The organism is Sphaerochaeta globosa str. Buddy, assembly GCF_000190435.1.
Lineage (GTDB): Bacteria > Spirochaetota > Spirochaetia > Sphaerochaetales > Sphaerochaetaceae > Sphaerochaeta > Sphaerochaeta globosa.
This window is the reverse complement of the sequence record NC_015152.1, coordinates 2789765-2810354: the sequence shown is the minus strand read 5'-3', so window position 1 is coordinate 2810354 and position 20590 is coordinate 2789765. Positions and strand designations below refer to the sequence as shown.

20 protein-coding genes are annotated in these 20590 nt (G+C 49.5%); 9 read left to right on the top strand and 11 right to left on the bottom strand.

Features of this window, described 5'->3' with window-relative positions:
- Positions 1-110: 110 nt before the first annotated feature.
- The 6 genes from SPIBUDDY_RS13080 to SPIBUDDY_RS13055 all read right to left on the bottom strand — a co-directional run bounded on the left by SPIBUDDY_RS13080 (position 111) and on the right by SPIBUDDY_RS13055 (position 5495).
- On the bottom strand, positions 111-755 hold the full coding sequence (locus tag SPIBUDDY_RS13080; RefSeq protein WP_013608243.1) for a vWA domain-containing protein: 645 nt from the start codon (positions 753-755) through the stop codon (positions 111-113).
- Between the two features lie 74 nt (positions 756-829).
- Positions 830-1804 carry a macro domain-containing protein gene (locus tag SPIBUDDY_RS13075; RefSeq protein WP_013608242.1) on the bottom strand — a complete coding sequence of 325 codons (975 nt, stop codon included), beginning with the start codon at positions 1802-1804 and terminating at the stop codon, positions 830-832.
- Positions 1805-1806: 2 nt separating this feature from the next.
- Positions 1807-2736 (bottom strand): TIGR02452 family protein, encoded by a 930-nt coding sequence (locus SPIBUDDY_RS13070; protein ID WP_013608241.1) that lies wholly within the window; start codon positions 2734-2736, stop codon positions 1807-1809.
- A 9-nt stretch (positions 2737-2745) separates the two neighbouring features.
- The gene (locus SPIBUDDY_RS16070) at positions 2746-3990 is read right to left on the bottom strand and encodes a class I SAM-dependent methyltransferase (RefSeq protein WP_013608240.1); all 1245 of its coding nucleotides are present in this window, start codon (positions 3988-3990) and stop codon (positions 2746-2748) included.
- A gap of 54 nt (positions 3991-4044) precedes the next feature.
- A complete protein-coding gene (locus SPIBUDDY_RS13060) occupies positions 4045-5070 on the bottom strand; it encodes an HD domain-containing phosphohydrolase (RefSeq protein WP_013608239.1) in 1026 nt (341 codons plus the stop codon).
- A gap of 26 nt (positions 5071-5096) precedes the next feature.
- Positions 5097-5495 carry a hypothetical protein gene (locus SPIBUDDY_RS13055; protein WP_155816121.1) on the bottom strand — a complete coding sequence of 133 codons (399 nt, stop codon included), beginning with the start codon at positions 5493-5495 and terminating at the stop codon, positions 5097-5099.
- Positions 5496-5662: 167 nt separating this feature from the next.
- On the opposite strand from SPIBUDDY_RS13055, the gene SPIBUDDY_RS13050 reads away from it, so the two are divergent.
- A complete protein-coding gene (locus SPIBUDDY_RS13050) occupies positions 5663-8788 on the top strand; it encodes a GNAT family N-acetyltransferase (RefSeq protein ID WP_013608237.1) in 3126 nt (1041 codons plus the stop codon).
- On the opposite strand, the gene SPIBUDDY_RS13045 is transcribed toward SPIBUDDY_RS13050, so the two are convergent.
- Both SPIBUDDY_RS13045 and SPIBUDDY_RS13040 read right to left on the bottom strand, forming a co-directional pair.
- The gene (locus tag SPIBUDDY_RS13045) at positions 8785-9855 is read right to left on the bottom strand and encodes a mechanosensitive ion channel family protein (protein WP_013608236.1); all 1071 of its coding nucleotides are present in this window, start codon (positions 9853-9855) and stop codon (positions 8785-8787) included. The genes SPIBUDDY_RS13050 and SPIBUDDY_RS13045 overlap by 4 nt on opposite strands.
- Before the next feature lie 21 nt (positions 9856-9876).
- On the bottom strand, positions 9877-10848 hold the full coding sequence (locus tag SPIBUDDY_RS13040) for a tocopherol cyclase family protein (RefSeq protein WP_013608235.1): 972 nt from the start codon (positions 10846-10848) through the stop codon (positions 9877-9879).
- 291 nt (positions 10849-11139) lie between these two features.
- Here SPIBUDDY_RS13040 and SPIBUDDY_RS13035 point away from each other — a divergent pair, with 291 nt between their 5' ends.
- The 5 genes from SPIBUDDY_RS13035 to SPIBUDDY_RS13015 are packed head-to-tail and all read left to right on the top strand — an operon-like array spanning position 11140 to position 15253.
- Positions 11140-12405: a KamA family radical SAM protein gene (locus SPIBUDDY_RS13035; RefSeq protein ID WP_013608234.1), complete on the top strand. Its 1266-nt coding sequence runs from the start codon at positions 11140-11142 to the stop codon at positions 12403-12405.
- On the top strand, positions 12399-13376 hold the full coding sequence (locus SPIBUDDY_RS13030) for a D-alanine--D-alanine ligase family protein (RefSeq protein WP_013608233.1): 978 nt from the start codon (positions 12399-12401) through the stop codon (positions 13374-13376). Before SPIBUDDY_RS13035 ends, SPIBUDDY_RS13030 begins: the two co-directional genes overlap by 7 nt.
- The gene (locus tag SPIBUDDY_RS13025) at positions 13373-14317 is read left to right on the top strand and encodes a D-alanine--D-alanine ligase family protein (RefSeq protein ID WP_013608232.1); all 945 of its coding nucleotides are present in this window, start codon (positions 13373-13375) and stop codon (positions 14315-14317) included. Before SPIBUDDY_RS13030 ends, SPIBUDDY_RS13025 begins: the two co-directional genes overlap by 4 nt.
- Entirely contained in the window at positions 14318-14791 is a 474-nt protein-coding gene (locus tag SPIBUDDY_RS13020) for a GNAT family N-acetyltransferase (RefSeq protein ID WP_013608231.1), read from the top strand.
- Between the two features lie 3 nt (positions 14792-14794).
- Complete coding sequence (locus SPIBUDDY_RS13015) at positions 14795-15253, top strand: GNAT family N-acetyltransferase (protein ID WP_013608230.1); 459 nt, start codon at positions 14795-14797, stop codon at positions 15251-15253.
- Here the strand turns inward: SPIBUDDY_RS13015 and SPIBUDDY_RS13010 are convergent.
- The 3 genes from SPIBUDDY_RS13010 to SPIBUDDY_RS13000 all read right to left on the bottom strand — a co-directional run bounded on the left by SPIBUDDY_RS13010 (position 15248) and on the right by SPIBUDDY_RS13000 (position 17882).
- Entirely contained in the window at positions 15248-16180 is a 933-nt protein-coding gene (locus tag SPIBUDDY_RS13010; protein ID WP_013608229.1) for an ATP-grasp domain-containing protein, read from the bottom strand. The genes SPIBUDDY_RS13015 and SPIBUDDY_RS13010 overlap by 6 nt on opposite strands.
- 172 nt (positions 16181-16352) lie before the next feature.
- Positions 16353-16640 carry an RNA recognition motif domain-containing protein gene (locus tag SPIBUDDY_RS13005; protein WP_013608228.1) on the bottom strand — a complete coding sequence of 96 codons (288 nt, stop codon included), beginning with the start codon at positions 16638-16640 and terminating at the stop codon, positions 16353-16355.
- A 225-nt stretch (positions 16641-16865) separates the two neighbouring features.
- Positions 16866-17882, bottom strand: a complete 1017-nt coding sequence (locus SPIBUDDY_RS13000) for a ketopantoate reductase family protein (RefSeq protein WP_013608227.1) — start codon at positions 17880-17882, stop codon at positions 16866-16868.
- A 178-nt stretch (positions 17883-18060) separates the two neighbouring features.
- Between SPIBUDDY_RS13000 and SPIBUDDY_RS12995 the strand changes: the two genes are divergently transcribed.
- From SPIBUDDY_RS12995 to SPIBUDDY_RS12985, 3 genes are all read left to right on the top strand, one after another.
- On the top strand, positions 18061-18408 hold the full coding sequence (locus tag SPIBUDDY_RS12995) for a hypothetical protein (RefSeq protein ID WP_049787881.1): 348 nt from the start codon (positions 18061-18063) through the stop codon (positions 18406-18408).
- A complete protein-coding gene (locus tag SPIBUDDY_RS12990) occupies positions 18383-20242 on the top strand; it encodes a heavy metal translocating P-type ATPase (RefSeq protein ID WP_013608225.1) in 1860 nt (619 codons plus the stop codon). The genes SPIBUDDY_RS12995 and SPIBUDDY_RS12990 overlap by 26 nt, the downstream gene beginning before the upstream one ends.
- 77 nt (positions 20243-20319) lie before the next feature.
- Positions 20320-20553, top strand: a complete 234-nt coding sequence (locus SPIBUDDY_RS12985; protein ID WP_013608224.1) for a heavy-metal-associated domain-containing protein — start codon at positions 20320-20322, stop codon at positions 20551-20553.
- Positions 20554-20590 lie beyond the last annotated feature (37 nt).

Genomic DNA, 20590 nt, shown 5'->3' with positions numbered 1-20590 from the left:
TTCAATGAGGGGAAGGTTGATGTGTACCGCATGACAGATAGGAGGAAGCTGTAGGGCAGGTGAATACCTGGTCTGTTGCACTTTCTCCACAAGGATGGGAATCATGGTTGCTATTTCTTTCGTTTCTCAAAATTCTGCTTGATATCCTTGTTCCAGTTCTTGGGAAATGCCTTGCAGGCTCTCACGCTGGTCACCGTCTCACATACCGTATTGAAGTTGACCTGGATGCCCTCGCTGTCGGCATGAAAACTTTGGGCACGATCGGCATCGATGCCGAAATGGGAAGCAGTCTCGACGGCATCGATATTTGCACCCAGGAACATAAACTCCCAGTGTTCGGCTTGCTTTGCTTTGACCAAGTCCTTTACAGCCTCGGCGGTGTATTCCCTGCTCGAGTTCTCCTGCCCATCGGTGATGATGACCACCAGCACCTGCTTTGCCTGAAACTCCGATTCCAGATGCTTCTGCACATTCTCAATCGTATGCACCGTCCTGCCGATGGCATCCAGCAATGCCGTACTGCCGCCGACGCAGTACTCCTTCTCGGTAATGGGGCTTACGGCCTTGATGGGTAGGCGGTTATGCAGCGACACATACTCGTTGTCGAACAGAACGGTGGTGATGAAACACTCACCCTCAACAGCCTTCTGTTTCTTCAACATTGCGTTGAAACCTCCGATGGTATCCGTTTCCAAGCCACTCATCGAACCACTCTTGTCCAGGATGAAAACCAATTCCGTCAATCCAGTTTGCATTACAACGCCCTCCTTAGGCTGACTAAGGAGTACCATGTCTGTGTTGGTAAGAGGTCACTTGAAAAGCGACATTTTCAGTTTCCCAAGAGCGGCTGGTCGTAGCTGAACAATACCTCATTGATGCAATAGATATCATACAGGTGTTCTTTGAGGAAATACTCAACAATCACATCGAATTTGCTGGCATGGGAAAATGAGTAGCCAGCAAGGCTCAAGAGCCATTGGGTCTCCTTAAGGCTCAACTCCAACGCGACAGCAAGAGCCAGAATTGTCTTTTTGCTTGGTACATATCCACCGCCGGTCCTGATTTTTGAGAAATGCTTGCGGTCGAGGTTCGCCCTCTTATAAATCTCGACCTCGGTTCTCCCTTTCTGCTGGATCAGATGAAGCAGCGTATCGGAGAAGCTCTCGTCCAGATGTTCCAACAAATCGTCGAGGCCATCATAATGAGGCGATCCAATTCCGCACTCTTGCACACTTTGCATTGCTTGGATTTCTGCATTGAGCAATGCCCGAGAAAGGGCGGGTTCGTAGGCAGTATCGAGATAGGCTCCAACTTGACCAAGCAACGTACTTCGTATCTGAATCGAGTCGAAGAGGGCCAAGGTGACTTCCATTTCACAGTCCAGCAAGAACCTTTGGATGGCATCGGTAGCAATCTTCAAGGCCTCCTCTTTAGGATACCCATAGATTCCGCTGCTGATCAGCGGGAAGGCAATACGTTTGCAATGATGTTGCTTGGCTAGATTGAGGCTGTTGGTGTAACAGGCTTTGAGTTTCTCCTGCTCTCCATGCTTTCCGTCCCTATAGACAGGGCCTGCAGTGTGAATCACGTAGGTGGCGCTCAGATTGAAGCCCGGGGTAAGTACCGCCTCCCCAATGTTGATAGGAGAGAGAGCCTCACAGGCGCTTTGCATAGCTTCAATGCCTGCTGCCTTGAAAATTGCACCGCATACCCCGCCTCCCATCTTCAAGGCAGTATTTGCTGCATTGACGATGGCATCGGTCCTAAGCGTGGTGATATCTTTTTTGATCAGGAAAAAGGGCATGTTTACATTCCTTGGTAGGGTTCGAACACCTTCTGAAAGGGCTTCAGGTTTCCCTCGGGGTTGAACCATCTATAGGAGTTGTGATTATCCAGAATGGCAAATAGGATGTGCGAGAACTGATTCTTGTACAAAGGTTCCTCAAGGACTTCCTTAAACAGAAGAGCAATGTGGTTTGGAGGATTCTTAAAGGCGCCACAGCCGAATGCCCCAAGGACCAGATGGGTGTGGTTGTGAAGGATTGCGATGTTGAAAATGGTCCTGATCTTGCGTTTGGTCGGTTCAATGAAGGAGTCTTCGAGCCAGTAGTGCTCAGTATGGTCGCTCAGCAGGTTGGGTTGGCTGATGGCTGCAACAGCTACGCAGGAAACCTCGAACGGCTGCTCAAGTTTCGCATACCCCTCTTGCTCCGTCGAGCGGAACACACTAACCGATGGTGAATAGACACCCCCGTAGTTTCGATCAAGCGGGTAAGATTCTTCTCGCCTGGGAACCATGAAGGAGGAGCCTGTATCGCTGAACTGATAGAGAAAGCGGAAGTAGTTGGAGACGCGAAAGAGATATTCCTCCTGGGCCCCAGCCCCATCGAGCACGCCGCCTCCCGGCTGGTGGCGGTTAGCCATATTCAAAACCAGGGGATTACTGAGTAATTGTGCAGCCTTCAGGGTGTCCAGCTCCTTGACCTCGATACGGGTTGTCCTGTCTTCCCTGGGTCTTTCCACCTGAAGTTCTTGTTGGTACAATTCCGATTTTTCTAAACGTAGAGCATCGTCCTTCAGAAGGACCTGCTTGCCAGAACTGGATAGATAGTAACCTTTCTGTACATCAGCGACGGTATCGAAAAACACATCACGCCTGAGCGCGTGCAACCGTTCATAATCTTTTTCATGAGAAGCCTTTTCAAATTGTTCAAGCCATCGTTTAGCATCCCACATACCTGACTCCTAATTCAGTAGTTTCTCCAAGTCCGTAAGCATCAGATCCAGTGTATCACACAATCGGGTGATCAGGGCATGTTGGTTGCCAAAAGAGAGGTTGCCTTCCAATCCGATGCTGACGATTGCATCGATGCCCGGCCCCTTTTCGACCAATAGGTAGGGTGCATACACCTTGTTTCTGAGCTTCTCCCTCCAACTATCCTGCAATCCACGGTTCCGTGCAGCCAGCCAGAATTCAAAGCCTTTGTTTGCATGCACATAGACGATGGCAAGCTTAAGGCCGAGTTGTTCCAGTCTGGGGGGAACCAGTGCCAGGTAGCTCATATCCAGATACCCTTGGTAGAGCGAGCTGACCTTTGCTTGGGGATACTGCTGTTGCAACTGTGTTTGCAGGTTGCAAAAGAACGAGAAGATCAAGCGATAGGCTCTCTCTTGCAAACCCGACTGCAGACTCCGGGTGTAGAGATCGATCAGTGAATCATCACTCAGCTGTTTTTTGGCAACGGCCAGCATCTCAAAATCATCGGACGTCAATGGCTTTTCCCTGCTGAAAGCACCCAGTGTTGCCCCAAAGAACTCTATGGTGGAGAAGCCAAGCTTTTCAAGCATCGAGGTAAGCTCGCTTGGGATGTAATAGCGCTCGCTGCTTGTAACGGAGTGTTCCTTGTTTGCATCATCGGTAAAGGATGTCGTATTGTGATCACGCATGGAAATTGGGTTGAAATGAGTATCGGCACACGCCGAGCCTGCATCAATTACTTGGCCATAGAAGTCATCCAGCGAGTGGGTGAGTGGAAACAGGCCGTTGAGCGTGGTGAATATAAGAAGGGCCTCATCCTTGAGTGCTTTTGCAATGCTGATGAGAATTGCCTCATTCTCCCTGTCCGTTTCCATCAGGCAGAAGCCACCCTCACAAAGCATGATTGCTGCATCAAAACACCTATCAAAATTCAGATTGCGGGCATCGGCCTGGAGAAAGGGGATGTCCAGATGAGCCTCTTGAGCTTTCTGTCTTGCACGCTGCAATTGTGCCTCGCTCAAATCGATGCCGGTGACAGTGTACCCGCGCTTAGTCAGCTCGATAGTATGCCTTCCGGTTCCACAGCCTACATCGAGGAGTTTGAGCTTCTTGTCGTAGCCCAATTCCTGTTCAATGAAGTCGCACTCGCCAAGCGTACCCTGCGTGAAGGACTCGTTGTCATAGTGGTGGGCATAGTTTTTAAAAAGCGAAACATACCAAGGATCTGCCATAGAAGCCTCCTTGTCTCAGTCTCGCTCGATTATCAAAGCTTGTACAGCGTTGTACTAAAGCAAATACAGCTCATTTTCGATGAATAGATTGACCAAATCGGTATCAAATTGGGAGCCGCTGAAAAACTTGAGTTCCTCGATAGCGATTTCTGTGGGTAGCGCGGCACGGTATGCTCGGCTGCTGGTCATCGCATCATAGGCATCGGCAAGGCTGACAATTTTAACCTCAAGGGGAATGGCTTCGCCTTTCAGCCCATCGGGATATCCCTGTCCATCGATGCGTTCATGATGACTTCTTACTATGGGGATATAGCGCTTGAGGTAGGGAAGGTGTGCAACAATGCGCTGGCCTGCCTCCGGATGTGTCTTGATAACCTCATACTCTTCTTTGCTTAGCGAGGAATCCTTGTTGAGAATTTCCTCGGGGATGCTGATTTTGCCGATATCGTGCAAAAGGGAGCCTCCCTCCAGTATATCAAGACTCTCGTGTGGCAGTCCCAGAACCCTGCCCAAGGCTACCGAGAGGTTGCGCACCCGGTTACAGTGTCCCTTGGTATAGGAATCCTTCTGCTCAATGGTCTCGCTGAAAGCTTCCAGTGTAGCAATGGTGGTATCCTGCAAGGAAGTAAGGACCTCCTTGAGTTCAGTCTCCAGTAATGCCCTCTGATGTTGGGACTGCATCTGCTTGTCCAAGAGTTGTTGCTCTTTTTCAGCTTCATCAAGCACACGCTTGACGGTAGCAAACAAAGCCTCTCGGTGCACCGGCTTGGCCAGGTAATCGGAGGCTCCCATCCGCATGGCTTTCATACCGGTATCCAGGTCGTTGAAAGCGGTAATCATAACAATGGGAATCTGTGGATAGCTTGCACGAATCATCTCAAGCAGCTCAAAACCCGAGAAGCCCGGCATTTTGATATCCAGCAATATGAGGTCGATGGATTCCTCACTCTGGCGCAGCAGTTGCAGCAACCCATTTCCTTCCTCACAGGCAGTAACCATGTACCCTTCCTTGCGGAGCATGATTTGAAGGATTTTACGGATAGCAGGATCGTCATCAGTAGTCACAATATGTCTAGTCATCGCAAGCTTCTCCGATTTTTCCAGCCCTAGAAGGGAATGAGAAAACGTGTAGTCTTTTTATAATCCTTGTATTGGGGGAACATTTTTGGAAACAATACTACATCCTCCAGCGTTATCAATGCGAAGTTGCAGCATATAAATCCCAAGCACACCCAAGCAAGTGGAGCATACCAGAAATAGGTAGCAGTCAACAAGGTGAAAAAGGAATACCATAGGAAACCGGGATGTCTGCACAGGCTGTAGGTCCCTTTTGTGTAGAGTGTACCATTTCCATGCAAGGGTATTTCCAGCAGGACCGAGTAGAGGGTCAATACCAAGGAAATGAACATCAGGACCAAGATAACGACTCGTAATGCGGTTGGATGGGGTGAGGTGAAAGAGATGAAAAAGAAGACAAACGGAAGGGCAGTTAGAAAAAAACCCACGTATAATAGTCTGGCAAGCCAATTTTTATTATACAACAAAGCAATATCGTATAGAGTGGCAAGCAAATAGCCACATGCTCCTAGTAGAAATAGTTTGATTATGTTCATAAATTGCCTTTATACTAATACAAATTTTCCGTGAGTGAAAGGAAAAAAGAGGAATCCCCATGATTATTGATGTCTCGACTATAATTCCTGCGGTGGCGTTCGTCTTATATGTGTCATTTGTTATATTTGGATTCTTCCAATACAAGAAAGATCGTTTCTATTGGTCCTTTCAGCTATATATGATTTTTGTCTCCATCTGGAGCTTCGGCTCAATGATGATGCACCTCAACAGCCCAATCCAGACACCATTGTTCTGGAACCGTATTATGCTTATAGGCCTCTTGTCTGTACCATACGCCCTGTGCAGTTTCGTAGTCGATATTCTGGAAATCCAGAAACGCGCGATTGTGGTTATCATCAAGCTTAGTTATATATTGATCATTCCCCTGATGCTCCTCAACTTCACCGGCAATATCGTCAGTGCCGTCAGTTTCAGCGCAGGGGGAGAATTCTCCTACCAGTTGGCCCCAGGAGCACTTTCGGCATACTCGCTGAGCTATGTCTATTTGATTTTCACCCTGGTCATGCTGCTGATCGGGGCCAATCGCCGAAACAGTCAAGGGTTCCAGAAGAATCTTGCACTTCCCCTCATCGGCGTTGCGATCATGCTCGTTGGTATTTTCATGAATGTTTTCCCGGAACTGGGGCGCTATCCAATCGATATTTTCGCTGCAACCATCAACGCAGTCCTTCTTTTCTACACTATCTATAAGTATAAGTTGATAAACTACTCACGCATCGGGCTGTCAATCATCTACTCGACCATTTTGGCAATAGCGGCCTCGGTGGTGTACCTGCTGATTTTTACGTTTATCCAGTACTACAACAGCAATTTCGATCCCGGCAACATTTTCCAGCTCTCCTTCATCCTTGGTGTTGCAACGGTATTGATCATCCACCCACTACGCAATTTGCTCTCCTATATCGTGGATACGGTAATTATTCCCAAGCGCCACCCTTACCAAACAACCATCAAGAATTTGAGCAAACGACTTACCACCATCGTCAACTTGCACGATTTGGGCAACGAGGTGGTCAAAAGCCTGAGTTCGGGTCTAAAAACCGAATGGGTTGTGTTTGTAGCCAAGCGTCATGACGATGAGCAAAAGTTCTTTTTGGTAGCCCACAACAACTGTCCTTCCGCATGTAAGATTGGACAAGAGATTAGCTTCTCGTTTTCCGATGAGGTTTCACAACGTCTGGAGTTGTATAAGAAGGAGAATCAGGGTTCGGTCATCAGTGTAAACCCCGATGAGAAACGCATGGAAGTCAGCTCCTCGCTTCCTCCGGTCGATGTACTCATTCCCTTGGTTTTCCGCAAGCAGATCGCCGGCTACATTTTTATCGGCTATGACCATGCCAAAGCTCTGATCAGTGAGATCGAACGCGAAGCATTGGAAATCCTTGCCGCCCAGAGCAGCCTTTCTTTGGAGAACGCTCTTTCGTTTGAACAACTGCGCATCCAAGGTGATGAGCTGACCATGAGCAAGAATAAGCTGGAGGCCATTTTCAATGGTATCGCTTCCCCTGTCTGCCTGATTGATATCGACTTCACCATCCAGGAAGCCAATACCGCTGCTGTAAGCTTTTTCGGCCAGGACCGGGAAGCCCTTATCTCAAGCAAGTGTTACCGCGCGTTCTTCCACCGAAGCCGTCCCTGCCCATTCTGCCAAGGCCTTGAGTGCCTGCACACCGGGGTATTGCAGGAGACCGAAGCCGATGTCGCCGACCAAGTATTCTCATTCCAGTTTCACTCCGTTCGTTCCCCGGATAAGAGCAAGAGTGTATTCATTGAGATAATCAACGACATCACCGAGCAGAAGCACATGCAGGAGGAACTGGTCCGAACCGAGAAAATGGCGGGTATCGGAACGTTGGCTGCCGGTATCGCCCACGAATTGAACAATCCGTTAGCCGGTATTGTGGGAACAGCCGAAATTATGCTCAGTGAGCTTGAGGAGAAGAACCCGCACTTTGAATATGTGCAGGATATCCTTACCTATTCCAAGACTGCCAGCGATGTTATCAAGGAGTTGTCCATCTACAGCCGCAAGGAAGAAGTGAAGCAGACCCAGCAGGTTGAACTGGTACGGGTGCTGGAGTTCTCCCTGCGATTGGCTCTCCGAGGTATCGATTCCCTGAATATTCATGTTGAGCGTAATTATCATGCACTTCCCTCCATTGAAGCCAATGAGGGAGAGCTGCAACAGCTTTTCCTGAATCTTATCGTCAATGCCATCCAGTCAATGGATGGAAATGGCAAGCTCACCTTGAGCTGTATAGAGAAAGATGGATTTGTGCAGGTCAAAGTCGGTGATACCGGCTGCGGTATTCCTGAGAAGCATATGAGCCAGATTTTTACCCCGTTCTTCACCACCAAGGCTCCTGGAAGCGGTACCGGTCTTGGACTATCCAACTGCTATAACATTGTAGAAAAGATGGGGGGACGAATCCGGGTGAAGAGCGAGGAACAGGTAGGTTCGGAATTCACGACCATCTTTGCCCTCAATGAGGAGAACAAGGAAAACATCCGGTTCCAGCTTGTCACCGATCAGAACGGCATGAATGACGTATTCTTCATCCAGCGCAAGGTGCTGGTTGGGGAGAAGGGCTACATTGAGGAGTCGATCCACCGCAAGGTGGACGAGAAGGCTCTCCACATTCTTGCTTTCAGGGGTCTGCACCCGGTGGGAACGGTGAGCCTGATGACCAGCGAGCACTTCTGGCCGCTGCCGATTTCCAAGTACTTTGACATCCAATCGGTGCTTAAGACACGCAAGTGTGCCGAGATCATCCGCTTGGCGGTGCTGCCTGAGATGCGCAATACCTCAGCGTCCATCGGCTTGATCATCCTGGTATTCCTTTTGGCTCGTGCTACAGGGGTGGAGGAGTTGATCATCGATGTGTTCGCCGATGACGATAAGACTATCAAACTGTACAAGAAGTTCGGTTTCGTCGAAGTTGGCTCGTACAACTCACCCTCGGCGGTGACCGTAATGGTGTTGCAAAGCAAATCCACGTTGGAAAAGGATAGAAGCCAGCTCAGGCACTTTGTCCGTCCGCTTTTCATTCGTCTCAGGCCGTTGTTCGACTTCGGTCCCTATACCCAGGCAGTCCACGATGAGATGGACCGCATCCTGAGTGTGGACAAGGAAGAAGATATCGAGGAGATCAAAGTCATTTAGACGGGAACGGTAAATATCTTTTGGGTGGGATAGGCAAACTTGATACCCTCTTCGGTAAACTTCTTGAGTAAGGCAAGGTTGATTTCTTGCTGTACGTCCATGAAGATTAGGTATTCCGGAGAGGGTACATAATAGACTGTTTCGAAAACCAAGGCCGAAGCACCGAAGGTCTGAAAGTGGGAGCGGTCACACAGTACACCCTCTATGGTTTTTACATCGGCAATTGCATCCTTGATGAACCCAGTTACCTTTTGCACCTTTTCAATAGGAGTCTCATACGGAATGGTAATGGAGGATACTACACGCCTTCGCTGCATCTGTTTATAGTTATGGATCCGACTCGAGGTCAAATCGGAATTGGAGATGATCAGAACCTCACCGCTGAGGACCCGTATACGGCTGCTCTTGATTCCGATCCGTTCCACGACACCTGACTTATCACCGAAGACGATGAAGTCCCCGAGTGCGAAGGGATGGTCGAAAAAAATGACGAAGTAGCTGAACAGATCCCCCAAGATTCCTTGGGCGGCTATGGCAACTGCGATACCGCCGACCCCGAGGCCCGCAAGGGCCGTGGTGATATTGAAGCCAAGGTTGCTGACTAATATGAGAAAACCTATCACCCACAGAAGCAACTTTACAAAGGAGAGCAAAGGCTTGAGATTCTTCTCATGCTCCCGATTTGCATACTCTTTTTCAAAATACTTGGAAAAACTCAGTTCCAGGGCCTTATTGACCGATCGCACAATAATGATGGTCATAATAACGGCAAAGACAATCTGGACTATCCTATGCACTCCCTCTGCAAACGAAACACTGTTCAAAAACAAAGAGAGAGAGGCAAGGAAGAGCAGGGGGATGGCGATGCGCTTGATAAAGCGCAAGGCAGGAAGGGCGAGTGCCTTGACGCTCTTCTCATCCCGAATTTTCAGATCCTCAAGCTTTTTGATACGCTTACCCAATAATGCATTTGCTCCAAGCAATACCAGCAACGTGCCAAGGAGTATGAAAAAGGAGACCATGTATTGCTCTTCAAAGGTTTTCAGGAATTCTGTGATATATGTCATGTAGGTACTATACAATACTTTTTATCTGCCATCCATCAGATGGGAAGCTTCGCTGAACTCAAGGCCGGCATGGGGGCTGCAAGCGTCGAACAAAAGTTCGCCTTGATTTGTTTCCAGTCTGAGTTGCATCGTTCCGTCCACGCTCTCGTAGATGGTGCGCTCCATACTCCCTTGTTTCGGTGCTGCCAGGCCGCTGGCGCTTCCTAGCGAGGCAGAAAGCGTAATCCGATATGCTTTGGTGGATATCGTCACCTGTACATTGGTCGGCTTAACCTCATCGATACGGAATTTTGCGCCGGTGTAGGTGCCGAACGAAATTAGGGAGTCGGGTAGCTGGATGAATCCAAGAAAACCCGTAAAGGAGAGCCCGTGAAAGGGTATGTGGGCGATGCTGAGCATGACCGATACTCCTTTGGCGGCAAAACTGTTGGCCTGCATCCATAGGTAGGCTTTGGGAAACGAAGTCCCCCAATCCTTTTCCATGTATCCGTCGGCCTCTGCAATGTCGACAGACCGACTGTTCAGCACGTACTGGCCTCTTGCTGTACAGCATGTGGCAACAACGGCATGCAGGCATTCCATTCTAGGTACATAGGCATACCAACCCATGATGCCTGGCCTGGTAAAAGAGACAGGGAATTGTTTCACCTCCGAGAAAGTAAAATCCCCGACAAGGTCCAACCCGTCGGTTTTGATACTGATGTGTACCGTATCCCGGCTGAAGCTGTTCTCACCGATGTGAATGATGAACCGGTTCTTTTCTGCATGAAAGGCTGAGAGTGGAAACCGTACATACCAGGATTTTTCCTGCAAGCTCGAAACAACCTGGATAAAGGCATGCGAGTCAGAGGAGAGGGAGATGCCGCTGATGAGGCACAGTACTTCAGGCGTCGGTTTTTGTAGGGCGATTTTGCAATACCAGCCTTCAAAATACTTGTGCTTTCTCTTTGCGCCTTGGAACAGTTCGGGATGAAAGACCTTCCATTCTCTCATGATTTCTCCTAAGGTATTGGGTAGATGGTAGCAGAGAGGAGGCGCCGAGGAAACATAAATCGACAAGTAGGGTTTCCTGGATTCCGGCCATTCACTGAGACCGGAAAGCAAGGTTGTTTTTCATTGTTCTCGTTCAGTTTTTTGAGAGCTTTCATTCTGAAAAAATACCTACGAAATGATGAAGAAATATGCACAGAGTATAGCGACCTTTTTTATTCTTAGTGATACACTGGTGGCGACGATCATGGAGAGTCGAAAGGACCGTGATTTTGGTCGTCAAGGACGATTTTTATGGGACAGTTCAATACTAACGAGCGTGTTATTATTGATGATGTCGAGCCTCCGCTTATACGGAGCGGTGTACCTTCGGGTGCACCGAAACCTCATCACCAGAACGGCAACCTTCAAGAGTCGAGATTTCCTCTGGAAGGCAGAATCGAAGAGTTCAGGAAGCAGTTCTTCCCGGACGCGACCGATACGATGTGGAATGACTGGCACTGGCAGCTTTTTCATCGAATCACCACCTACGCGGACCTTTGTCGGTTCCTCACTCCCACTGAAAGTGAACGCGAAGCCCTCAAGAGTGCGGACACCTTGTTTCCCTTCTCCGTAACCCCCTACTATCTCAGTCTCATTGATCCAAATGATCCTACAAGTGCCCTTCGCAGGACTGTCATACCCTCCATCGAGGAATCGTATGTTGGTAAAGGCGAGAGTGCAGATCCCTTGGCCGAGGAGCATACCACCGCCGTACAAGGTCTGGTGCACCGCTATCCCGACCGTGTGCTTTTTCTAACCACCAGCTTTTGCAGCACCTACTGCAGGTACTGCACCCGCTCGCGTATGGTTGGAGGTCACACCGAGGCTCTGCAAAAGCATTGGGAAGGCGCGATCAACTATATCAAAGAGCATACCGAGGTCCGTGATGTGGTCATCAGCGGTGGCGATCCGCTTACCCTTTCGGATGAGATGATTGACTATCTGCTCGACCAGGTGACCAGTATCGACCATGTAGAGATGGTGCGTATCGGTACCAAGGTTCCGATGGTCATGCCCCAACGTATCAATGAAAGCCTTTTGGCAATCCTCAGAAAATACAAACCGATTTACATGAGTATCCATGCAACCCATCCTGATGAGCTGACCAAGGAATCGGTCAGGGCCTGCAATGCACTTGCCGACAGCGGTGTGGTGTTGGGCAGCCAGACGGTGTTGCTCAAGGGTGTCAATGACTCGGTATCTGTATTGACCGATTTGTTTCACAAGCTCTTGCGTGCAAGGGTGAAACCCTACTACCTCTTCCAGTGCGATCCTATTTCCGGTTCCGAACATTTCAGAACAACGGTGGACAAGGGCAAGGCACTGATGCAGGGACTCAGGGGATTTACCAGCGGGTATGCGATTCCCCAGTACGTCATTGATACTCCGGGCGGCGGTGGCAAGGTACCTATTCTGCCGCAGTACGAAGTAGGACAGGATGATGAGCATCTGTACCTCAGAAACTATGAGGGAAAAGTGTTTACCTATCCCACTGCAAGGGAGCAAGTAACGTGCTGATTGGAATGACCTATGACTTGAAGGACGACTACCTCAAAGAAGGGTATGCACCTGAATTGGTTGCCGAGTGCGATAGCATCGTAACCATCGATGCTATCGATGCGGCACTGCAGAAACTGGGCCATCAGACGGTGCGTATCGGCAACGTGAAGGCTTTGGTGGGGTATCTTGGTGAAGGTAAGCGTTGCGATCTGGTGTTCAATATTGCCGAAGGTCTGTTCGGCTTGTTGCGTGAGTCGGTGATCCCGGCCCTCCTGGATGCCTATCAGATACCCTATGTTTTCTCCGATTCCTTCGTTCTGGCGATTTGCCTGCATAAAGGATTCACCAAGGAAGTGGTGAGAAAAGCCGGGGTGGCTACTGCAGACTTTTGCGTGCTGAGCTCATCCGATGACTGGAAGCAAGTTTCGTTGCCCTATCCTCTCTTCCTTAAACCGGTTGCAGGGGGTACGGGTATTGGGATTACCGCATCCAGCAAGGTAACGAACCCCAAAGATCTTCAGAAGGTTTCGGGGGCAATGCTTGCTGCGTATCAGCAGCCGGTCTTGGTCGAGACGTATCTGGGTGGGCGTGAGTTCACTGTCGGCATCACAGGAACCGGTGATGAGGCACAGAGCACCGGGGTGATGGAAATTATTATTGACCATAGCAGTGACGGTGGCATTTATTCCTACAAGACCAAGCAGGAGTACGAGACCACTACCCGCTATGAGAGACCCGATGAGTCGGCATGGAAGGCCTCCGAGGCTGTTGCCTTGGCCGCTTGGCGTGCCCTCGGGTGCCGCGACGGGGGACGTATCGATGTGAAAATGGACGAGAAAGGGGTAGTGCACTTCTTGGAAGTGAATCCTTTGGCCGGCCTGCATCCCATCGATTCAGATCTCCCGATACTAAGCAGGATGCATGGCTTGGGCTATGATGAGCTTATTGCCCGGATCATGCACTCTGCACAAAAGAGGCTCGGCTTATGAAGGTTCTGATTCTCACCGATGTACAGCGTAGCGGTATGCGTGAGGATGAGGCTGACACGCTGCTTCAGGTTAAGGCGGTAAAGAAAGCTTTGCTCCGCCTTGGCCATTCCGTCGAGGTGGCTGCCTTTTCCTTGAACCTGATTCTCACTGCCCGCCGCATTGAGAAGTCGGGCTGCGACCTAGTGTTCAATCTGGTGGAGAATCTGAGTTCAAGCCGACTTCTTCACTTGGTCCCGTTGGTTTGTCAGACGCTTTCGGTTCCGTACAGCGGAGGTAGTGCCTATACGCTTTCTGTTACCGGAGACAAGCTGGTTGCCAAGAGGCAACTCGGTTTGGCTGGTCTTCCAACTCCTCCTTGGTTCGAAGATGTTGCTGAGTGTTCTGACTTCCTTCAGGTCCCCTTGATGCTTAAACCTGTCGCTCAGGAAGCCTCGGTGGGTATTACCGATGCTTCGGTTCGGACATTTTCTGATAAGGCTCAGCTTAGCCTGGCTTTATCAGAGCATCCCGACCTCTTTGCCGAGCGCTATATCGATGGCAGGGAGTTCAATCTCTCCATCCTACCCTCAGGCAGAGTATTGCCGGTCTGTGAAATGCGCTTCGTTGACTATCCCAAGGATAAGGTGAAGATTGTAGGGTATGAGGCTAAGTGGCAGCAGGAATCTTTTGCCTATCAGCATACCCAGCGTTCTTATGTCTTTGCCCCTGAGCAGAGAGTCTTGGTTGAGGAGCTGAAACGGCTTGCCAAAGAAGTCTATACTCTTTTTGGAAGCAGTGGGTATGCCCGGGTAGATTTTCGTGTTGATGAGCAGAACAGGCCGTTTATCCTTGAGATGAACAGCAATCCGTGCATAACCGCAGACAGCGGCTTTATTGCTGCCGCGTCTGAAGCAGGCATGTCCTATACTGAGGTAATCGAGCAGTTGCTCGGGAGTTACTAAATGCAGTTTCGTGAACAACCAATAGATACGGATAGGGAGGCGGTGGCTTCCATTTTGAAGGCCTCGGGTTTCTTCAATGAGGAGGAGCAGGAGGTAGGGGTGTCGCTCGTTCGTGAGCGGCTTGAGCAAGGCGAGAAAAGTCTGTATTTCTTCCAGTTTGCCCAAGAAGGCGATCGTGTGCTCGGATATACCTGCTTCGGTCCCATTCCCGGTACACAATTCAGCTATGATCTCTACTGGATAGCCGTCGACCCCGCGTATCAACGACAGGGGATCGGAGCACAGCTGCTTATGCAGACTGAGGCTGAGATCGAGCGTAGGGGAGGGAAGCGGATTTACATTGAGACGTCCTCCCAACCTTTATATGTCCCTACCCGCAGTTTCTATACCCGCCATGATTACATCCTGGAGGGTCAACTGAAGGACTACTACGCTCCCGGTGATGACAAGTTGCTCTACGTCAAAGGGTGGTAGGCTATGGACATTCAGATTACAACCTTCCAACACACCTGTGCCATCGCTGATATCGAAGGTGTGCACAATCTTGTGCATCAACAATTGACGTTCATCGGGTATACGCCAACGATGGAGGATGTACAGGCTGTCTTGGCCAATGCCATGAAACAAGAGAGCCGCTCGGTTCTCTTCGTAGCCTACCAACACAACAAAGCTCTGGGTATCGCGTTCGGCAATGTCTGTTGCGGGCTGGAGAGCGGAGGCGACTACTTATGGCTCAATGAGCTGTATGTTGCAGAAGAGGCCAGGGTCCATGGCTTGGGGACTCAATTGTTGACCGAAGCCCAGCGTTGGGCGAAAGAACATGGTTGTACCTATTTTGCCATGGTGACCCATCCTAAGAATGAACGGGCCCAAGGGTTGTATGCAGCTGAGGGGTTTGAACTGGAAAACCTGGTTTGGGTTGACAAGTACTTATGAGACGTGCGGGTGTTCTACCAAAAAGAGAACGATGTCCTCGAAGCTGAAGAGCCACTCCTTGGCTAGGTGGTAGAAGCCATAGAAACTTGGATTTGCGTTCAGTTCAAGGATATAGGGACGATTCTGATCATCGACCCTGAAATCGACGCGTGCATATCCGTGCAGGTCGAAAACATTCCAACACGATGTGGAAATCTGTACCAATTGCTGAAGTAAGGCTTTGTCAGCTTCATCGTGGGTATACTTTGCAGTGATGTGTTCATAGCCGAATGTATTTTCAGTCCATTTGGCATCGTAGGTGATGATTTTTGCATTCTGTCCGTAATCATTGAAAACCCACTCATACGGGGGGAGGATGTGTGCCTCCTCCTTGGTTCCATACATACAGACGGTGAACTCCCTGCCGTCGATATACTGTTCGGCAAAACAAGGACACCCAACCTCCTGTTCCTTTTCCCTGAGTACTGCTTGTACTCTGTCATGCTCCACCAGACACTGTTCATCCAGGCCCACCGAGGCATCCTGGGTTGTCGGTTTGATCAGGTACAGGCCTTTCTCACTCTCTTTGCTATAGAGGGCCGGGGTGGGCAGGGTGTGCTCACTGAGCAGTCTTTTTGCCAATACCTTGTCGGTACTGAGAAAGAGCGAGGATAGTGAACAGCCGGTATAGCGCAGATGAAGGCTTTCAAGGATTCCCGGAACCAAGTAGGAGAGCAGCTCCTCCTTGGGTGCCGAGTCAACGAGATTGAAAACGACAACGCTCTTCTCCAATTGTTCGAGTGCAGAGAGCGAGTAGGGCAGAAGTGTTGTAGCATACCCTTTTTCTGTGAGGATTTCAGCAATCCATTGGGCTTGCCGAAGAATATCCAGTACGTCCTCTGGGGCGTCTGAAGGGATCTGGTTATGGAGGATGATTACCTGTTGCATGATGGTAGTTCATCATTTCCCTGCAAGAGGAAATTGTCAAGGACGATGGGGCAGCTAGGAAGGTTTTTCGGATTAGTATTGAGAAAAAGCTCTAAGCAAGCTTCTCGGATGCTGGCATCTGTGTAAAGAAAAAGGAGCCCTTTTGGGCTCCCTATGCTGCTTGATATAGAGACTAGTACCTGTTGTTGTAAGAAGGTCTGCGTTCAGTTCTTTCTTTTGCAATGGCTTCGTTGACCCTGAGGTTTCTGCCATCGAGCTCACGGCCATCAAGCTGGCTGATTGCTGCAACTGCTGCGCTATCGTCGTCCATCTCAACAAAGGCAAAGCCCTTGGGACGGTTGGTATCGCGATCCATGATGATGCGTGCGCTCATTACGTCGCCGTACTGTGCGAACAAAGAGTACAAAGCCTCTTCAGTGGTCTGGTAGCTCATGTTTCCTACATAAATTTTTTTTGCCATGATAATTTCCTTGCGCAGGTCAATGCCTGCTTTCTTTGGGTGTCTTAGGAGTTTGGTACAGTTTCGATCGATTACCCGTCAGAAGTGCATGGAAGTCAAGCAGCATGGCTACAAAGATAGGATCGGGAACAAAAAGGAACACAAAGTCTAAGCTCCTTAACACTACGAGGTATCACAGAAAGAGTCAATGCTATTGGAGAAAATAAGTATCTATTTTTTCCAGACTTATGAAAGGAATGATTTGAAGAAATCCAAATTACCCCATCCGGGTTTTCCTTCTTCTGACTCAATTTGCCCAATTAGTTGTACTACCAAGTCGTTGACAGGGGTAGCAATACCAGCCCTTTTCCCTTCCTTGGAAAGAATGCCGTTGATACTATCCACCTCACACTTTTTCCCCTTTTCAATATCCTGCAGCATGCTGGGCTTGAGACTGGCATGTTTCTTCATGGCAAGGGGGATGAGCAGGTAACTGAGCTTTTGCTTCAGGCTGTTTTGGTAATCAAACAACTTTTCAAGGTTCTTTCCCTGAACAGGCTCGAATTTGATGGCTAGCCGGTGACCGGTATCAAAACACTCCTTGAGGATCAACTGGGCGACCCGGCGGGCCTTTTTGTCCTTGGCAACCTCACCGAAGGTGCACCCGAGTACTGTTGCCGTTCCACTGAAGGCGGCATTGATCAGAAGCTTTGACCATCTGGCCCCGATGAAGTTCTGTTCGATGGTGACCGTTCCCATAGCAGCCAGGACAGTAGCAATCGCTTTCAGAGTCTCCTCCCGTCCCGCTTTGAGCATGCCCAGGCTGAAGGCGAGGGCTTGTGGCTCGCTGGTAAGTTCTGCAACCCCGCTTTCCAGCAACGTTGCTCCCCAGCCGATTGCACACCCTGCCACCCGCTGAGAACCCAGTACCTGTTCCAGTTCGCTTTCCGGCAGTCCATTTTGCATGGTTACCAACAATCCATCCTTGGCAAGGTAGGAGCGGAGGAATGTGGCTACCTTGCGGTTCTCAAGCTGCTTGGTCAAAAGGAAGATTACGTCGTAGGTTCCCTCCATTTGATCGGGCAACAATGCCTTAACCGGAACGGTGAAATTGGCTTTTCCTACAATGCGTGCCCCTTTTTGCTGTAAAGCAGTGACATGGGACTTGTTACGGCTTATCAGGTCGCATTCGATGCCCTGTTTCGACAGATAGGCTCCCAATACCGTTCCCAGTGATCCCGCTCCATAGATGGCTATACGCATAGATGTTCCTCTTGGGCATCAGCGTACCGAGACTGTCGATGTGAGGCAATAGATGAGCTGTATTCGCTTCGTGAACGTATACATGCCAATTCTCTCCAACATTGATTCAAATCAATTATTCATTTTTACATCGGTGCTACAGTACCTCTGTAACAACGAGAAAGAAGGAGAAATCAGCATGTCAAATACTACAGCATTCGCCGATGTCAAAAAGCAGTATCTCAAGGTTCTGAAACAATATGTCCCCATCGTAGATCGTGTCCACGGCTCCAATCATCCTGAGTTCCACGAAGTTCGCAGAGTATTCGAGACTATGGTCAAAAACATCGAGCAAGCAGGGACAAAATACCCTTCCTTACAAGAAGAATTCGCTATGCTGCGAACCATTACCCATGATTACCGTGTCCCCCAGGATGTATGTGAAAGCTATGAAGCGGTCCTTTTTATGTTGTCAAAACTCGACGAAGCATATCGTTCATACTGGAAACAAGGAGGACCAAGTGCAGAAGTTCATACTAAGCAATAAAACCATAATTACAGTTCTCGGTGCATTGTTGATCGCCTTCGGCTTTACAGGAGAGATTGTCTTTCACCAAGAGCAGCTGGCCATGTGGTCGTTCATTCTTGCATCGGTGCTCGCAGGAGCTCCGATTGCCATCCAAGCCTATCAGGCTCTTAAGGTCAAAGTGGTCAGCATTGATGTCTTGGTAACCTTGGCAGTCATCGGGGCTTTTTTCATCAGAAACTTTGAGGAATCAGCAGTAGTCACTTTCTTGTTTCTCTTCGGAGCCTATTTGGAGCAACGCACCTTGCAGAAAACACGTTCCGCCATCAAGGAACTGACTGAAATGGCTCCTGAAAGTGCTTTGAAACAGACCGACAGTGGTGAGTTTGAGGAAGTTGCTGTCGATGATGTCGACGTTGGCGATACGCTACTCGTAAAAACTGGCTCAAAGGTCCCCGTTGACGGAACCGTCCTTACCGGTGAAGGCTATATCAACGAGGCGAGCATCACCGGTGAAGCAGTGCCGGTTGGCAAGAAAATGGGCTCCCAGGTATTTGCCGGAACCATATTGGAAAATGGCACCCTGCAAATTGTTGCCGATCGTGTTGGTGAAGATACCACCTTTGGACGAATCATCGAGCTGGTGGAGGAGGCTCAGGACTCAAAGTCGGAAGCAGAACGGTTCATTGACCGATTCTCAAAATACTACACACCCGCAGTTTTGGTGCTTTCCACGCTTGTATGGGTGTTCTCCCAGAATATGGAACTAGCCATTACCATTCTTGTATTGGGTTGCCCCGGAGCCCTGGTAATCGGGGTTCCCGTTTCTCATGTCGCAGGCATCGGCAACGGTGCACGTCATGGCGTGTTGCTCAAGGGTAGTGAGGTCATCCACGATTTCAGCAGGGTCGATACTATTGTTTTTGACAAGACAGGGACGTTGACAGCGGGCAATCCTACTGTTGCAGATACCCAATACTACGCCTTTGATACGCAGAAAACCTTAGGATATCTGTCCAGTGTGGAACGAGAGTCTGACCATCCGCTGGCAAAAGCGATAGTCCAACACCTCGGTCCGGTCGATGCCTATGTCGTTCAAAAGACCGATGTGGTTGCAGGTGGGGGAATCGTGGCAGAGGTGGATGGGCACCGTGTTGCAGTCGGAAACGTTGCTCTGATGGAGACGCTTGGCGTAACAATCCCTCAGAACGGACGTAAGGATATCGCCCGGTTTGAGGCAAGAGGAAATTCTCTTGTGTTGACCGCTGTGGATGGGCAGCTTAGCGTGTTGATGGGGATTCGGGATCAAATACGGCCTGGTGTGAAGGAACATCTGCAAGCGTTGAAGAAACTGGGTGTCAAACACTTGGTAGTCCTCTCCGGTGACAACCAAGGGACGGTGGATTTGGTTTCAAAGCAGCTGGGTTTGACTGAGGCCCACGGGCACATGTTACCCCAAGACAAAGCAGCCTTCATCAAAACGTTGCAGTCAGAGGGTCGCATCGTTGCCTTTGTCGGTGACGGGGTGAACGATAGTCCCTCGCTTGCCTTGGCCCAAATTGGCATTGCCATGGGTAGCGGTACCGATGTTGCCATCGAAACGTCAGATGTCGTATTGATGAATTCAGACTTCAGCCGCCTGCCCCATGCTCTTGGTCTGGCGAAGGCGACAGCAAGCAATATGCGCCAGAACATAGCAATCGCTGTAGGTGTGGTGTTGGTTCTTCTGGCAAGTGTGTTCTTCAGCGAGTGGATGAACATGTCCATTGGGATGTTGGTGCATGAAGCAAGCATTCTGGTTGTCATCCTCAATGGAATGCGGCTGCTTCGCTACCGATTGAAGAGAAGGAAGTAGAAGTTGATTTGAATCAATTACTACGTGAGAGAACCCTGGTATGCTATCCATACCATACGATGAAAGGAGCGATACCCATGAAAAAATTAACCATCCAACTAGAATCCTTGGCCTGCCCGTCCTGCATGCAAAAGATTGAGAATGCAACCAAAGTACTGCAAGGTGTGCAGAAAGACAGCGTGAAGGTGTTGTTCAACTCCAGCAAAGTAAAACTTGACTTTGATGAGTCCCGTATTGCTGCAGAAGCCATAGAACAGGCCATCAGTACGTTGGGCTATGAAGTAAAGAAGTCACAAGTCAAGGAAATCTAGTTTTTTTCCTAAGGCAAAGGCACTCTGTTGTTTCCAG

Bases quoted from the DNA above. Each gene is read 5' to 3' on its own strand.
- SPIBUDDY_RS13080 (WP_013608243.1), bottom strand. From the start codon at position 755: ATGCAAACTGGATTGACGGAATTGGTTTTCATCCTGGACAAGAGTGGT.
- SPIBUDDY_RS13075 (WP_013608242.1), bottom strand. From the start codon at position 1,804: ATGCCCTTTTTCCTGATCAAAAAAGATATCACCACGCTTAGGACCGAT.
- SPIBUDDY_RS13070 (WP_013608241.1), bottom strand. From the start codon at position 2,736: ATGTGGGATGCTAAACGATGGCTTGAACAATTTGAAAAGGCTTCTCAT.
- SPIBUDDY_RS16070 (WP_013608240.1), bottom strand. From the start codon at position 3,990: ATGGCAGATCCTTGGTATGTTTCGCTTTTTAAAAACTATGCCCACCAC.
- SPIBUDDY_RS13060 (WP_013608239.1), bottom strand. From the start codon at position 5,070: ATGACTAGACATATTGTGACTACTGATGACGATCCTGCTATCCGTAAA.
- SPIBUDDY_RS13050 (WP_013608237.1), top strand. From the start codon at position 5,663: ATGATTATTGATGTCTCGACTATAATTCCTGCGGTGGCGTTCGTCTTA.
- SPIBUDDY_RS13045 (WP_013608236.1), bottom strand. From the start codon at position 9,855: ATGACATATATCACAGAATTCCTGAAAACCTTTGAAGAGCAATACATG.
- SPIBUDDY_RS13040 (WP_013608235.1), bottom strand. From the start codon at position 10,848: ATGAGAGAATGGAAGGTCTTTCATCCCGAACTGTTCCAAGGCGCAAAG.
- SPIBUDDY_RS13035 (WP_013608234.1), top strand. From the start codon at position 11,140: ATGGGACAGTTCAATACTAACGAGCGTGTTATTATTGATGATGTCGAG.
- SPIBUDDY_RS13025 (WP_013608232.1), top strand. From the start codon at position 13,373: ATGAAGGTTCTGATTCTCACCGATGTACAGCGTAGCGGTATGCGTGAG.
- SPIBUDDY_RS13020 (WP_013608231.1), top strand. From the start codon at position 14,318: ATGCAGTTTCGTGAACAACCAATAGATACGGATAGGGAGGCGGTGGCT.
- SPIBUDDY_RS13015 (WP_013608230.1), top strand. From the start codon at position 14,795: ATGGACATTCAGATTACAACCTTCCAACACACCTGTGCCATCGCTGAT.
- SPIBUDDY_RS13010 (WP_013608229.1), bottom strand. From the start codon at position 16,180: ATGCAACAGGTAATCATCCTCCATAACCAGATCCCTTCAGACGCCCCA.
- SPIBUDDY_RS13005 (WP_013608228.1), bottom strand. From the start codon at position 16,640: ATGGCAAAAAAAATTTATGTAGGAAACATGAGCTACCAGACCACTGAA.
- SPIBUDDY_RS13000 (WP_013608227.1), bottom strand. From the start codon at position 17,882: ATGCGTATAGCCATCTATGGAGCGGGATCACTGGGAACGGTATTGGGA.
- SPIBUDDY_RS12995 (WP_049787881.1), top strand. From the start codon at position 18,061: ATGTCAAATACTACAGCATTCGCCGATGTCAAAAAGCAGTATCTCAAG.
- SPIBUDDY_RS12985 (WP_013608224.1), top strand. From the start codon at position 20,320: ATGAAAAAATTAACCATCCAACTAGAATCCTTGGCCTGCCCGTCCTGC.